At 47.2% G+C, this 14,807-nt stretch carries 13 protein-coding genes; 4 read left to right on the top strand and 9 right to left on the bottom strand.

From position 1 onward, the window contains the following. Positions 1–215: 215 nt before the first annotated feature. The gene (locus tag MHI45_RS06205) at positions 216–569 is read left to right on the top strand and encodes a PadR family transcriptional regulator (protein WP_076109798.1); all 354 of its coding nucleotides are present in this window, start codon (positions 216–218) and stop codon (positions 567–569) included. Beyond that, positions 556–1,107, top strand: coding sequence for a DUF2812 domain-containing protein (locus tag MHI45_RS06210; protein ID WP_076109799.1), 552 nt, complete (start codon positions 556–558; stop codon positions 1,105–1,107). Before MHI45_RS06205 ends, MHI45_RS06210 begins: the two co-directional genes overlap by 14 nt. Positions 1,108–1,195: 88 nt before the next feature. On the opposite strand, the gene MHI45_RS06215 is transcribed toward MHI45_RS06210, so the two are convergent. From MHI45_RS06215 to leuC, 8 genes are all read right to left on the bottom strand, one after another. After that, positions 1,196–1,462, bottom strand: a complete 267-nt coding sequence (locus tag MHI45_RS06215; protein WP_038594340.1) for a hypothetical protein — start codon at positions 1,460–1,462, stop codon at positions 1,196–1,198. Between the two features lie 2 nt (positions 1,463–1,464). Next, complete coding sequence (gene nth, locus MHI45_RS06220; protein WP_038600229.1) at positions 1,465–2,175, bottom strand: endonuclease III; 711 nt, start codon at positions 2,173–2,175, stop codon at positions 1,465–1,467. Between the two features lie 168 nt (positions 2,176–2,343). Further along, positions 2,344–5,433 (bottom strand): S-layer homology domain-containing protein, encoded by a 3,090-nt coding sequence (locus MHI45_RS06225; RefSeq protein ID WP_076109800.1) that lies wholly within the window; start codon positions 5,431–5,433, stop codon positions 2,344–2,346. 80 nt (positions 5,434–5,513) lie between these two features. Next, positions 5,514–6,182, bottom strand: coding sequence for a GerMN domain-containing protein (locus MHI45_RS06230; protein ID WP_076109801.1), 669 nt, complete (start codon positions 6,180–6,182; stop codon positions 5,514–5,516). A gap of 113 nt (positions 6,183–6,295) precedes the next feature. Continuing rightward, a complete protein-coding gene (locus tag MHI45_RS06235) occupies positions 6,296–7,732 on the bottom strand; it encodes an N-acetylmuramoyl-L-alanine amidase family protein (RefSeq protein WP_076109802.1) in 1,437 nt (478 codons plus the stop codon). A gap of 163 nt (positions 7,733–7,895) precedes the next feature. Then, positions 7,896–9,470 carry an N-acetylmuramoyl-L-alanine amidase family protein gene (locus tag MHI45_RS06240; protein WP_076109803.1) on the bottom strand — a complete coding sequence of 525 codons (1,575 nt, stop codon included), beginning with the start codon at positions 9,468–9,470 and terminating at the stop codon, positions 7,896–7,898. A gap of 227 nt (positions 9,471–9,697) precedes the next feature. Continuing rightward, positions 9,698–10,300, bottom strand: coding sequence for a 3-isopropylmalate dehydratase small subunit (leuD, locus tag MHI45_RS06245; RefSeq protein WP_076109804.1), 603 nt, complete (start codon positions 10,298–10,300; stop codon positions 9,698–9,700). A 30-nt stretch (positions 10,301–10,330) separates the two neighbouring features. Then, entirely contained in the window at positions 10,331–11,755 is a 1,425-nt protein-coding gene (leuC, locus tag MHI45_RS06250) for a 3-isopropylmalate dehydratase large subunit (RefSeq protein WP_038594356.1), read from the bottom strand. A gap of 369 nt (positions 11,756–12,124) precedes the next feature. Between leuC and MHI45_RS06255 the strand changes: the two genes are divergently transcribed. Both MHI45_RS06255 and MHI45_RS06260 read left to right on the top strand, forming a co-directional pair. Then, entirely contained in the window at positions 12,125–12,472 is a 348-nt protein-coding gene (locus tag MHI45_RS06255) for a type II toxin-antitoxin system HicB family antitoxin (RefSeq protein ID WP_179091698.1), read from the top strand. 327 nt (positions 12,473–12,799) lie between these two features. After that, positions 12,800–13,360: a hypothetical protein gene (locus MHI45_RS06260; protein ID WP_179091699.1), complete on the top strand. Its 561-nt coding sequence runs from the start codon at positions 12,800–12,802 to the stop codon at positions 13,358–13,360. A 346-nt stretch (positions 13,361–13,706) separates the two neighbouring features. Here the strand turns inward: MHI45_RS06260 and MHI45_RS06265 are convergent, their stop codons facing one another. Continuing rightward, entirely contained in the window at positions 13,707–14,783 is a 1,077-nt protein-coding gene (locus MHI45_RS06265; RefSeq protein ID WP_083675528.1) for a hypothetical protein, read from the bottom strand. Positions 14,784–14,807 lie beyond the last annotated feature (24 nt).

Consider the following 14,807-nt stretch of genomic DNA (forward strand, 5'->3'; position numbering starts at 1 on the left):
GAATAATTACATTTTATCACCAGTTTGCCACAAATCAAATATTCACGAATTACAAAATCCCCTATAAACCTTTACAAAATTCAGTTGACGGAAAATTATGCATCCATGACTTGACAATGCAATATTATGGAATTATTATATCCATATCGGATATATCAATAATGGATATATCCAAATCAGATATACCTATTAATTTAGAAAATGGAGGTGCGCCAATGTCCAGAGCAAATTCCCTGCAGACCGAACAGTTGACTGATTCGGCTTACTACATCCTGCTTGCCTTACTCTCTCCGAAACACGGCTATGCGATCATGAAATATATCGAAGAACTGACGACCGGAGAAGTCAAAATCGGGCCCGCAACACTTTACACCTTAATCAAGAAAATGCAGAAATCAGGCTACATCCTATTGAATGAGGACGACGATGACCGGCGGAAGACTTATCAGATTACTCAGAGTGGGGAGCTACTTATTACAGCTGAAATCGAACGGAGACTTAGAATGGCTGCACACGGGAATGCCGCAATACAAACTGCGAAGGAGGGATCATCTGATGAAGAAGGATAAACAAACACGTTATGTGATATGGAAAGGTCTCGCTATTAGCGAGGAAGCAGATATGGACAAATTAAGCACACTATCAGAAAAAGGCTGGTTCCTGGATCATTTCTCTTTAATTGGTTACGTAATCCGCAGGGGAACGCCGCATAAGCAGATTTACTGTCTGGATATACGTGAATTGCCAAAGGAAGAGGAGGCAGAGTACCATAATATTTTTGCGGACAGCGGCTGGACTTATGTCTGCTCCGCCGGAGACTTCCATATCTTCTCGGCAGAACCGGGAACTGTTCCCATCCATACTGACCGAGCGACTATATATGACAAATATACCAAGGTTGCCCGAAGCAGCAAAACATCAGCTTTCATAACACTGTTGCTGACCTTAGGAAGCATTGCTTTAAGGTCCCTGTCTACAAAGGTATGGAACAGTTCACTTCTGGAGTACTCATCTCTCGTAGTCTTAGTGTTGTGCGTCATGGCATTCGTACCTTCCACCATGGTCTATATTGCATACTCCTTGCGTTTAAGGAAGTTCTCCTCTTAAGACCATTCCATAAAGATGCCCGCGTTCTCAATAACGCACTACGAACAAAGAGCCGGCCCCAAGGCCGACTCTTTGTGTGTAAATCCTATTACGCTGTTTCCAGTACCGGAAGCAGAATTTCGAATACTTTACCGTGCTGCAGAATGGTCAGACCACGGGATTTGTCTCTCATAACAACCACTTCAGGCTTCTGGGACATCCGTTCCAGGTAATGCTCAGGCACATCGCCAGAATGGCTGATCGTGATGCCTTCTACTTCCTGCTCTTCATTTTCTTCCAACGGACTTTCCACTACTCGGTCAAAAATATCGGAAAAAGCTTCAAAATTATTGGTATATACAGAAATGCATTTCATCTCTATCCCATCCTCTTCTTCATCTCTAACTTTTTACTTGCCTTTAAAACATCATTATCTTTCCTGATTACAGCTGTTTTCATACGTTTCTTGCCCTCACGGCATACATCCAAGAGCGGGCAAACCTGACAACTTGGATTCTGGGCTTTGCAGTGATAGCGGCCAAAAAAGATCAGTCGATGATGTGTAAGTGTCCATTCCTCACGCGGCACCGCCTTCATCAGCTTCTTCTCCACTTCCAGTACGGAATCCTTCCAGCCCGCAAGTGCGAGCCGCTTGGATACCCGTTCCACATGGGTATCCACAGCAATCGCAGGTACGCCAAAAGCGTTGGACACAACGACATTCGCGGTCTTGCGGCCGACCCCGGGCAATGTTACCAGCAAGTCATGAGCCTGTGGCACTTCTCCGCCATATTGCTCTATGAGAATAGAACAAAGGCTTTGAATATGCTTAGCCTTATTGCGATACAAGCCGATACGCCGGATATCCCTCTCCAATTCCTCCAGCGGCACGGAAATATAGTCAAGAGGGGTTTTGTACTTTTGGAACAGGTCCTCGGTCACTTTGTTCACTGTTGCGTCCGTACATTGGGCTGACAGCAGCACCGCAATGGTTAGCTCAAAAGCGTTGCTGTGATTCAGTTCGCAATGCGCATCAGGAAACATGTCTCGAATCGTATCCAGAATGTGGCGGACCTCTGCAACTTTCACCGGCGTCCCCTCCACGGAGTATTTACACTCAACAAACCAGACGAGCGTATCTTCTCTGATGTATAGAAATATAAACAAGTATAACCGCTTATATTTCAAAAAAAACGTCTTGATCCAGACAATCTCCTGGATCAAGACGGTGTTTCTCACGGAAAATCACCATTGCCACTATTGTTTCACGACTTCAACTAAGACATCGTTTTTGAAATACAATATAATATTATCATTTTCTTTGAGAGATTGCACGGATAAAGTCGTGTCACCCTGGTGAATATATACACTCGAAGTGATCGCGAACTGATAATTCGTATCGCTCAGAGAAGATCGTTTGGTTACGATCTGGTTATTTAGGCTGTCGTAGCGCGAAACCGAGCGGCTAAGCTGCTTCAGTACAGTGACGATCGCTGATCCGTCAGCATCTTTGCGGACATCCACCCGGTCAGCTGTAGTAAGACTGCCAAGACCTGTCGTAGTGACACCGTCACGGATAATTTTTACGCCACCGCTGACTGCAAACGTCTGGGAGGTGCCTGCATAATCCTTAAGTACGAACGAACCCGCAGCTGCATCTACTGACGACACAACACCAGTATTCTGCTTGATGTACTGAAGTGATACTGGAGTGCTGCCGCTTACGGTCAGATTCACATAATCACCGACCTTCAAGTCGCCAATTTTCAGGGTTTGCCCTGCTTCATTGGTCATTGCTAAAGTCAAAGTATTCAGTTCAAGCGTTCCTCCGGACCATTTCACACCCAGCTTATTCATTGGTGCATTAAGGGTAGTGATTTCAACTTGTACTGATGAGTTCACTTTAAGCACTGAGATGACATCCTGATTGCTCGTAAGCACTGCGGTTACCGATGAGTTAAGAGGTATATCTGTGATGGCAGAAGATGTACGTCCAAGAATATCTATTACCTGTGGATAACCCAGGGTAAGAGTTTGCCCCCCTGCGAGCTTTAGAACAATCGTTCTGGTTGTTGTATTAATCTCGGACAGGGTTCCTGTATATTTGGTGCTGGTTTCTACCGAAAGGGCCCGCTGGCCGACAGCTTTTACATCCACCCTGCGCCCTTCGTAGAGATATATCCCCATAGTAGTCAATGATGTGGTAATGCCCTCGTCAAAAGCAAGTTTTGTCTTGTCATCAATCTGTACCAGATGTGCTTTACTTTTTCCGTCCATAACTGTCAGCAGCTTTGTCTTGCTATTAAAAGCAATTACAGTCGCACCGATAAATTCATCCAGCTGGCGGTTCAGCACTTCAATCTTTGTCACCTGATCAGAGCTGTTGAGGGTAATCTGAACATTGTCTCCACTGGTCGCATCGGCAAGCAGATCACCGATTACCGGGTTAGCAACGTTAGGTATCACAATTGTCGGCGCCGGCGATGTAGCCAACAGCTTCACTTCGCGCGCACCGTCAGACTTTTTATAAATAATGCTTGAGCTTGTAAGCTCATAAATCGATCCCTCTACCGTTCGCTCCGTGCCCGAAGTCACTTCCACCGAACGGATGACATTGCTATTTATCGTATATTTCACAGCGGCTCCGGTCTTCAGGTCGGCTGGCAGCAGAACTGCGTTTTGCGAACTGAACAGCGTAACCCCGTCTTCCCACTTGAACGTTTCCGCAATTCCGGAAGCATTTTTGAACGTGATGCTTTTTGCTGCCTGATCCACACTTTGAATTGTCCCTGTAGTCGTTTTGTTCACAACGCCCGAGGTCACCTGAACCTTTACCACCTTATTAGTTCCTGTGAAAGTTTCACGCAGCAAGGTAACTTTACTGTTTGCGGTAATTGCTCCGGAACTAATCGTGCTTCCATTTACATCTACAAAAGAAGTATCGGTATCATAGCTGTACTGGTCATATCCCGTAGCAGAATCAAGCCAAATCGTACTTGGAGTGATCTTGGCAAAGTTCCCTTCGACACTTACCACCTGCTGGGCAGGATCTGTCACCTCAACATAAGCTGCATTATAGGTTGCACCAATAACGGTTACTTTGGTATACGGCTGAACATCATTCAGACTGATTCTTGTGTCCGCCGTACTAGTGTAGTATGCAGTTACGGGAGTCAAATTGAAGACAGACGGTGAACCGTTGCTGTAAACGGTCATTTTCCCGTCCTTCAAGGCACTGATGCTCCCTTTGACTGTGTTGTCATACCCTATAGTGTTAAATGCTTCTGCGCGGCTGAAGAAAGTTGCCACTTGTGCACGGGTTACCGCTCCTTGTGGATCAAAGCGGTTGCCGTCAAGACCATTGGCCAGTCCCAATTCCACGGCAGTGTTCACGTAACCCCGCTTATTCGCCGAAACCTTGGCATCATCAGCGAAGCTAGTCGGCTTGCCTGATACTGCGGCCGCTTCGGAGTTTTTGCCAAGAGCACGGACCAGCAATTCGGCAATCCATTCACGTGATGCCTTGCGGTCACCCCAGGATGTCTTTAGATTATCCGCCGACATTTCAACCGTCTTGTCCAGAAGGCCCTGCTGGAAAGCCAGCACAACAAACGGCTTGAAATAATTGGACACCTGGAAATTAGTCGGAAGCACTACGTCAGTGCCGGCATTTACTTTATCCTCAAGCTTCATGAAGCGAAGTGCGATCAGCACAGCTTCCTGCTGGGTAACAGAGTCACCCGCACGGAATAATCCGTTATTTCCGACAACAAGACCTTGCGCTGCCAGCTTATAGATATGTTTTTCTGCCCAGAAGCCTGTTTTTACATCGCTGAACAATCCTGGTGCAGCTGCAGGTGGCGTAGCTGTAGGTGCAGTTGTAGCTGCTGGCGTAGCTGTTGCTGCAGGTGTTGCTGTAGCTTTTGGTGTAGCTGTTGCTGCAGGCGTTGCCGTAGCTTTTGGCGTAGCTGTTGCTGCAGGCGTTGCCGTAGCTTTTGGTATTGCTGTTGCTGCAGGCGTTGCCGTAGCTTTTGGTGTTGCTGTTGCTGCAGGCGTTGCCGTAGCTTTCGGTGTTGCTGTTGCTGCAGGCGTTGCCGTAGCTTTCGGTGTTGCTGTTGCTGCAGGCGTTGCCGTAGCTTTTGGTGTAGCTGTTGCTGCAGGCGTTGCCGTAGCTTTTGGTGTTGCTGTTGCTGCAGGCGCAGTCGTAGCTTTAGGGGCAGCAGTAGCTGCGCTCTCAGCGAACGCAGCCCCCGCACTGCCAAGCACCATAGCGCCGGCCAGAACAGCAGATGCCGCTTTGGTGGAATAAGCTTTAATAGAGTGATTGGATCTTTTATGACCGGACAATAGGTTATTCCCCTCTCTATGCTTCATGTAAATGGTATACTAGTAATTCGGCAAACATTTCCAAATTTCCTGTGAAACGTTTATAAAGCGCTGTTCTCCCGGGTTATTGGATGCTCTAAATCCACATGCCCCATTAGACTTTCCACTTGTTCACCATCAACCAGAAGCTCAACGCTTTTCACTTCTTCGAACTGGAAGAAGAGTTGGGCCAGTGCACTGATGGCCATGGATTCACCGCCAGCGCCCAGTTGAGCCTCAGCCGGTTTATGGATGTCCATCACAACCTGTCCATCCGTAAATTTAAGTGATTTAAGCTCAATACCACTCCATAACGGGATCATATCCGCCTTATCGCTGTTTTGCAGCGTTTTGAATGCTTCAGTATATTTCTCCGTATCGTTCGCGAAGCTTATCTTTGCCGCAGCCTTCACAAGCTCCATCTGCTGCGAATCCGTGTAGTACGTGGAAATGCTCTGGCTTTGTTTGTCAACTTCAACAGGCTTGTCCGTTGCAACAGGAGCATCGGTGCTGACCGGCTCGGCAGTGGCGGGTGTGTTGAGCCCTCCTGCATTGCTGTTGCTGTCACTCTTGCTGTCTCCATTTCCGTTATTTCCTTCGGCTCCGCTAACGACTGTAGGGGAATTTTGTCCCGCTTCATCAGCCGGTGCTGCAGCCGGCTTGTCTCCGCAGCCTGATATCACCAGTAGAAGAAGTGCTGCAACCCCTGCATATGTCAGTTTTTTGTTCATCAACATTTACCCCCTCTAGATGAATACGGGCAGACAGAACTGCAAAGCCTCTTTCGCCTGCAGATCAGGCCGAAAGCTGGCTTCGCAGCTCTCATCTGCCGCTAAGTCTGCTGTTACATTCCCAGATATTCCTTGATACCGCTGACCATGGATGCTGCCACATTGTTCTGCAATGTTTCCGAGAACAACAGCGATTCATCGCCTTTATTGCTTAAGTAACCTACTTCCAGTAGTACAGCAGGCATTGTCGTCTCACGAATGACGTGGAAATTGCCATATCTTACACCACGGTCGCTAAGCCCGGTCGCCTTGACAAGATACTTATGCATCACTTTCGCCAGTTCCTTGCTCGCTTCCCGCTGATAATAAGTTTCTGTTCCACTTGCAGCCGATGAACCACTGCTGTTCGCATGGACGGAAATAAACAGATCAGCCTTAAGTTTATTGGCCATACCCGCACGGTCTTTTAATTCCAGGAACGTATCATCGCTGCGAGTAAGCACCACATCGATTTTATTCTCCTGTTTCAGCAGCTCTGCTGCTTTAAGAACAACGGCCAAATTAAAATTCTTTTCATATTTACCGGTAACCCCTACAGCTCCGGAATCCTTGGCGCCATGGCCGGCATCCAGCACCACCAGCTTCCGGCCGTTATTGCCGGGCTGTGTCGTCGTATCTTCCGTGCTTTGCGCATTCAGATCAACCACAACCAGCTTAGAGGCATCACCTGATACTTCAAGACTATAGTTCTTGGAAGTGTTCAAATCAATTACAAAGCGGACGGTATAAGGGCTTGTACTGTACAAAGAATAACGTACACCTGATACATCCGGGTAATCCGTTACAGCAAGTTTGCCATTCAGGTTGGGGTCAAGTTCTTGTCCACTTCCGAACACATCCGAGAACGTGGCATTTGGCAGGTCGACTACAATCCGGTCCGGCCCTGTCATCTTCGTTATATTCGGCGCGGAGCTTCCATCCATTGCAATGGTCAGACGGTTCTGGCTGAAGCTGATGCCATTAACCATTGTCAGGCCGCTTGTCGACTCTGCCGGAGGAACAACGACGGTTGATCCACCGTCACCAGAACTTCCCTCTGAACCGGTGTTATTACCGCCAGTTTCCGGGGTAATAATGTTTACAGTCTTCTGGGCGTTATCCCAGGTGACAGTAAGGCCAAACTGCTCGCTGACAAACCGGATCGGTACGAGTGTAGTACCTGCGCGCGCTACTGGCGCCGCCGTGAGAATCACGGTTTTGTCATCAACGGAAGCCGCCGTTTGATCCACGATCAGCTTGATCGTCTTGCCCTGCTGTTCAATTGTAACTGTCTTGCTCTTCTGATCCCAATCCACCTTATAGCCAAGGTTTTCGGCGATCATTCTTAGCGGCACCATAACTGAGTTCTTTACATTTTCGACCGGCGCATCCTGCCCTGCTGTCAGCTCCTGGCCATCCAGATAGATCTTATTCCCGGCAGCAGCATGTCCATGCTCCGGCAATACCAGTACAAAGAGCAGCAGCAACAGCGTAAAAGCAAATTTCTTCATTCTTCACCTCTAAGAATCTAGTATTCCGCCAGAGAACGGCGTTCATGATGATCTCGCCATTGACAACCCTCGACATTGATTAGACGCTGGTATCCGCTAAAAGTTGCGAATAAATCCCATTAAAAAGCTAGTAATTCAGAGCCCTATTAACAAGATTCAATATCTATAATCCCAAATATTCCTTAATTCCGGCTACGATTTCCCTAGCCAGCCTGTCTTGAAACTGGCCATCATACATGCCCGCCTCATTCCCCTGATTGGTAAGATAACCTACCTCCAGCAGCACTGCCGGCATTGTAGTTTCTCTTGTAACATGCAGACTTTTGCTCCTGATTCCGTTGTCCTTGAAGCCTGTTCCCGCGACCAGATGCTTGTGGAGAACCTGGGCGAGCGGCAGACTTTCAGTACGGGAATAGTAAGTCTCACTGCCATTGATCTTTTCCCTGTTGGGATAAGTGAGCTCCAGCGAGTTTCCATGCACTGAAATAAACAGGTTCGCTTTATTTGCTTCAGCAATTACGACCCGATCCTGCAGACCGAGTGTGCTGTCATCCGTACGCGTAAACACCACGTCGACCAGACCTTCCTGCAGAAGCAGTGCTCCAACCTTATTCACAACTGAGAGATTGAAATTTTTCTCCAGCTTCCCTGTCAGGCTTACGGCTCCAGATTGTTTACCGCCGTGTCCCGCGTCGAGAACGACAACCGGTTTTCCTGTGATTCCCGGTCCTACGGTAGTACTGCCTCCATTAGCCACTACATTTAAATCAATTGTAACCAGTCCGGTGCTGTCGTCAGTACTTACCTGATATGGCTGTGTTCCGATCGTTTGAATAACGAACCTTACGGTAGAGGGATTAGAACTGAACAGCGCATAACGGACTTCCGAAATCAATGGGTAACCGGTAACATCCAGCTTACCTTGCGGACTGCCGTTAGGGGCTGTGCCAGGCAGACTGCCAACGAAATCCGCTGCAAACGAGGTATTGGGGAAATCAACCACAATCCGGTCAGGACCGCTCATCTTGGTAACAGTAGGCTTGGCTCCACCCGTGGCGGAAACGATCAAACGATTTTCGCTGAACACTGCTCCCATGATCTGAGGCGACGTAACTATCGTACCGCCGCTGCCGGGGATCGGCGTTGGTGTTGGGCCTGCGGTTCCTGTCACGATCTCTCCCTCTGATCCAGTTTCATTCGGGACAGGGGTCGGACTTGGACTCAATGCGGGCACCGGTGTTGAACTGGCGGACGGCGCTGGAGTTGCAGAAATATCCGTACCGCTTGTAGAACCGCCGCTTAAATAGACAGTTTTGTCGCTGTTGTCCCAGCCCACTATAAGACCAAATTGCTCACTTACAAATCGGATAGGCACTAGTACAGTTCCATTATTCTGCTTGGGTGCCGCATTTAGAGCTAGTGTAGTTCCATCGGCTTCAGCCGTTTTGCTTCCTACGGCCAGCAGAACGCTTCTGCCATCCTGTTGAACGGTTACTTTACGCGACTTCGGCTCCCAGTCGACTTTGAACCCCAGATTCTCCACAACTACCCGAATAGGAATCATAACGCTTCCATCGACATATTCAATTTTGGCGCCTTTGGGCATTGTCAGCTCCTGATTATCCATAATAATCTTGCCTGTCCCGCTTCCGGCGGCGGCAGCTTCATGGCCGGCGAATGATAGCAGTAACAGTGGCAGCAGCAGCAATAATAACACCCGTTGTCCGGCTCTTCTCATCCTTTCTTTTCCTCTCCTTCTGGTAAATGATAGATACATAGATAAGATTAAGACGACAGAAATCTCCAAAAGTTGCCTTCTGCGGCAATGAATATATCGATTATAGCAAAAAAACTTCTATTTCCGACACCCGGAAATAGAAGTTTTGTGTAAAATTTGTAAAGATTACGTATTCTTCAGGAAAAAAGCTCCGTTTTCCCTATGACCCAACGTTCGCCTTACATCGCTTACGAAAACAGCTTTGCCGCGTGGCGCTCCTCATAGGCGGCGATTTCATCCGCATGCTGAAGTGTCAGCCCGATATCATCGAGCCCCTGCAGCAGGAACTGGCGGCGGTGCTCATCCAGCTCAAAACTGATCAACAGTCCGTATTCATCGCTGAGCGTGTTGTTCTCAAGGTCAACCGACAGGTTGTAGCCTTCATGGGCTGCCGTACGGCTGAACAGCTCATCGACCTGCGATTCCGACAGCTTGATCGGAAGAATCCCGTTCTTGAAGCAGTTGTTATAAAAAATATCGGCGTAAGATGGGGCAATCACTACTTTGAAGCCATAGTCCATAATCGCCCACGGCGCATGCTCCCGGGAGGAGCCGCAGCCGAAGTTGGCCCGCGAAATCAACACAGATGCGCCTTTATAGCGCGGTTTGTTCATCTCAAAAGCGGCATTGTCATTGCCCGCTTCGTCAAAACGCCATTCGTAAAAAAGAAATTGTCCAAATCCAGTCCGTTCAATCCGTTTCAAAAACTGCTTCGGAATAATAGCATCCGTATCTACATTTACCCGGTCAACCGGGGCAACGATTCCTGTTAATTTCTTAAAAGCTTCCATTGTTGTATCCTCCCGCTCTCTCTACGATTTCTATGAATTGACGGCTTCCGTCTTGTAGTTCCAGTCGCGGACGTCGGTGAAACGCCCCTTGATTGCAGCCGCCGCGGCCATTGCCGGGGATACGAGATGTGTACGTCCGCCGCGTCCCTGGCGTCCTTCAAAGTTGCGGTTCGAGGTCGATGCACAGCGTTGTCCAGGCTGAAGTACATCCGGGTTCATCGCAAGGCACATGCTGCAGCCTGCTTCGCGCCATTCAAAACCAGCTTCCGTAAACACTACATCAAGTCCTTCCTTCTCCGCCTGCAGCTTCACGCGTCCGGAGCCCGGAACAACAATTGCCGTAACCTTGTCGGATACCTTGTGACCTTTGGCTACCTCGGCAGCAGCACGCAAATCCTCAATCCGGCCATTCGTGCAGGAACCGATAAAGACATAATCAATCGGAATTTCCGAAATAGGTGTACCTGGTGCCAGATCCATATATTCAAGCGCTTTTTCAGCGGCTTTACGTTCATTTTCAGTCGAGAAATCAGCCGGGTTCGGCACACTGGAATTGATGTCTGTGCCCATGCCCGGGCTAGTTCCCCAGGTCACTTGCGGAATCAAAGATTCCACATCAAACTCAACAATAGTGTCATATTCTGCACCTTCATCGCTTACAAGACCTTTCCAAGTTTCAACGGCAGCATCATAAGCGGCACCCTGAGGGACATATTGGCGATCACGCAGGTAGTTGAAGGTAGTTTCATCGGGAGCAATCAGACCCGCTCTTGCCCCGCCTTCGATCGACATATTGCAGACGGTCATGCGTTCCTCCATCGACAGCTCACGGATGGATTCGCCCGTGTATTCAATAACATAGCCTGTTGCAAAATCAGTGCCATATTTGGCAATGACACCGAGAATCATATCCTTGGCAGTCACTCCAGGATTACGTTTGCCGATGAAGCGGACTTCCATCGTTTTGGCTTTGGATTGCTGCAAGCACTGGGTAGCCAGAACATGCTCAACTTCACTTGTGCCAATACCGAAAGCCAGTGCGCCGAATGCTCCGTGCGTGGAAGTGTGGCTGTCGCCGCAGACAATGGTTTTGCCGGGATGTGTCAGGCCGATTTCCGGGCCCATAACATGTACGACACCTTGATCGATATCATTCAGGTCGAACAATCTGACTCCAAAATCACGGCAATTCTGCGACAGCGTGTCAATCTGCTGTTTGGAGATCGGATCTGTAATGTTGTAACGATCTTTCGTAGGAACGTTATGATCCATGGTAGCAAAAGTAAGGCCGGGACGGCGGACTTGGCGTCCGCTGAGACGGAGACCTTCGAAGGCCTGTGGAGAGGTAACTTCGTGCACCAGATGCAGATCAATATAAATAATGCTAGGCTTACCTTCCTCTTGATGGATTACGTGATTGTCCCAAATTTTCTCAAACATTGTCTTCTTGCTCATGTCTTCACCTCATATAGTAGAATCGTTCAATGGAAGAGAGTGTGGAGTCTCTCTTGAATGATCTAAATATAACATCGCCCCGTTTATAATTCCAAGATATGATTTCTATAGAACTGATAGGCTGCGTCTATAAGCTGTGATGAGGTGAGTTGGTATATCCCTTGTTACATAAGGGCTTAAGTAATTCCAGCCATCAACGCTGGATACACAAGGAGGACCCTACCCTGTATGTAGACATCAGCCTACATAGCAGCCGAGATGTGGTTACCAAAGGTACTTTAAAGAATATGGAGCGGACTTCCAGGGTTGAGTTTTAGCCCCGGGTTTCCTCTATCCCCTCCCCTAAAAATGTAAAAGGAGCGTGAACTTGTGAAGACAGATTACGTTTATCCGGTTGTTGCCGCGCAGACAGAAACGAATTTAAGTATGTACTTCCCTGACTTTCCGGGAACGGCAGTAACGGCAATTGAATTGACAGAAGGTCTGGCACTGGCAAAGGAATTGTTGGCTTTCCTCGCCCAAGAGTTGGAGGAATCCGGTACACCTCTTCCCAATCCCTCAGAGCCGGAACAAATCACCCTGGAAGACTCAGGGGATAGGATCGTCTATGTAGAAGTCTTCATGCCACCATTTCGGGATGCTGCTGGCTTGAACTTCTCCCAAGTTTTACAAAGCGGATTGAAAGATGCTTTAGGAATTGACAAACAACACGTTTGATCAGATATTTCCTTGCGAACACACCTATCCTATAGGGTGATTTGCTGGACCGCCTGATGATGGCTGGATGGGTACCAGCCGAAACGGACTCCCGGATTTTCGGGAATCCGTCGCGGGAACCCGCTACGAGCTCGCCATTTTTTAGCTCACCTATATATATGTTATGTTATTTGTAGACCAGTATTTACCATTTCAAGTTATATTCTCGATGCTCAATTAGACAGCTATGGGGCCTGTGCATATCTATATTACCAACTTCAAGGATCTTCGGATTGGAAGTTGCTAGTGGGTTATGGTTATACAGGAGGAAATACAAGGAAAGGGAACATGATAATATTAAATAAACCTATTGAAAACGTAGCTAAGATAAGGGTTGAAGGAAGTGGACAGGCTTTGATTTATACTGCCGAGGTATACTCTGCTACACCAACTCCTACTGTGGAGCCTACGCCATCTGCAACACCAACAGCTACACCTGCTCCAACAGCAACGGTGACGCCTAGCCCAACTCCTACGGCAACCGCAACAACTGAACCAACAGCTACAGCTACGAGCACGCCAGTTCCAACAGCGACACCTACGCCAATCGTGACTCCAAAACCAACAACAACTCCTAAGCCCACAGCAACTCCAGAGCAGCCAATAGGAGATCGGGCTATCCTTACCATCACTCTGGTGAATGGAACAGAAAAAGAATACGACCTACCAATTGCTGAAGTAGATACATTCTTAACCTGGTACGATGCCCGTGATGCAGGTAGAGGCCCTGGGATGCATGCAATTGATAAACATAGCAACAACAAAGGCCCCTTTAAAAAGCGTAAAGACTATGTAGTATTTGATAAAATACTTACCTATGAAGTAAGTGAGTACACAGCAGCAGAATAAATAAAAACAAACCCGTCAGGTTTAAGCCCGGCGGGTTATTTTATATATGCTCTAAATTCAAATCGTTCACACATAAACCAACTGCTGGCAATCTTGATTGTCTCTGGGGAATACCCCTCCACCCACCCGCCATAATCCATTAGGTGACCTATCGGGTCCGGGTCTTCCCGATACCAGACCGATACCTTTGATTGTGTTAAGGCCACCGTGAAGAATTCTATACCGCTCTCCAGCACTTTATAGGTAGTCCCCAAACAATCACTCCTTATGTAAAATACCCCACCAAAACTTGGCAGGGTACACTCCATTACAACTATCTTATCGCTACTGGAACAATGTGTAAATGCTACTTCTTGGTAGAATATTCGCTTACTTCAAAGGTTAATATCTTATCGAAGATCACATATTCAGTACGCTTAGCAAATGGACCTTTGTTATTACTATGTTTATCAATCGCGAACTTGGCTGGGCCTGAACCGGCATCTTTAGTATCATACCATTTTAGAAAGGCATTCACTTCTACTATTGAGAGGTCGAATTCCTTCTCGATACCAGTTGTTAGAGTGATGGTAAGGACAGCACGATCACCAGATGGTTCTGGATCAGGTACTACTAAACCTTGAGGTTTCGCAGATACTTCATTAGAGTAATTACTTTGTCCATTTGCGTTTAATGCCGTAACCACATAATAATAAGTAGTAGCATTAATTACAGTAGCGTCAGTATAAACTGTGCCAGTTACATTAGTAACTATTGTTTCATATGGTCCTCCGGCAGTTGTGCTTCGTTTAACATTATAACTGGTTGCATTAGAACTCGCCTCCCAACTCAAATTCACTTTTGAATCTCCCGGGTTTGCCGTTAAATTTGTAGGAGATATTACTTGTGAACTCACTAAATATCCAGTTTCGTTAATGTCTAAAGCATCGAATTCAAAGAGGTTTGACGATGAAGAATTCACAGCACTTACAACTACTGTATGTACTTTGTTTTCCAAGTTATTTTTTTCAAAAAGAAGTGTTGTTATCTGAGCCGCACCTTTAGCTGAGTATGTATAATTTATTCCATCTATATTTACTGTTACTAACGAATGTCTATCGCCTCCTCTATAACTGGTCAGTCTTAGGCTAGTACCAAAGAAGCTAAATTTCACTGAATGTAGTGAAGCATTCATTGTGAATTTTTCACTCCCTGAGTAATTGCCTGAAGTTGGCACTAACCAGGCCGGCCCTTCAAAAACAAATCCAGAAGCAGTTTCTTCATATCGCTTCCAACCTGGGTCAGGAGCAGGTAATGGTTGTCCTACTTGGGTAATTTGGGTAGTGGTAGTTGCTGCATATGTGCTTGATTGAAATGAAAAAAACGACACCATAACAATTAAAGCCAGAACTAATTTTGATACTGTATTTTTCCAACTCTTCAAAAAATCATCTCCTTATAATATGTA

It is taken from the genome of Paenibacillus sp. FSL H3-0321 (assembly GCF_038002865.1).
Classification (GTDB): Bacteria; Bacillota; Bacilli; order Paenibacillales; family Paenibacillaceae; genus Paenibacillus_AQ.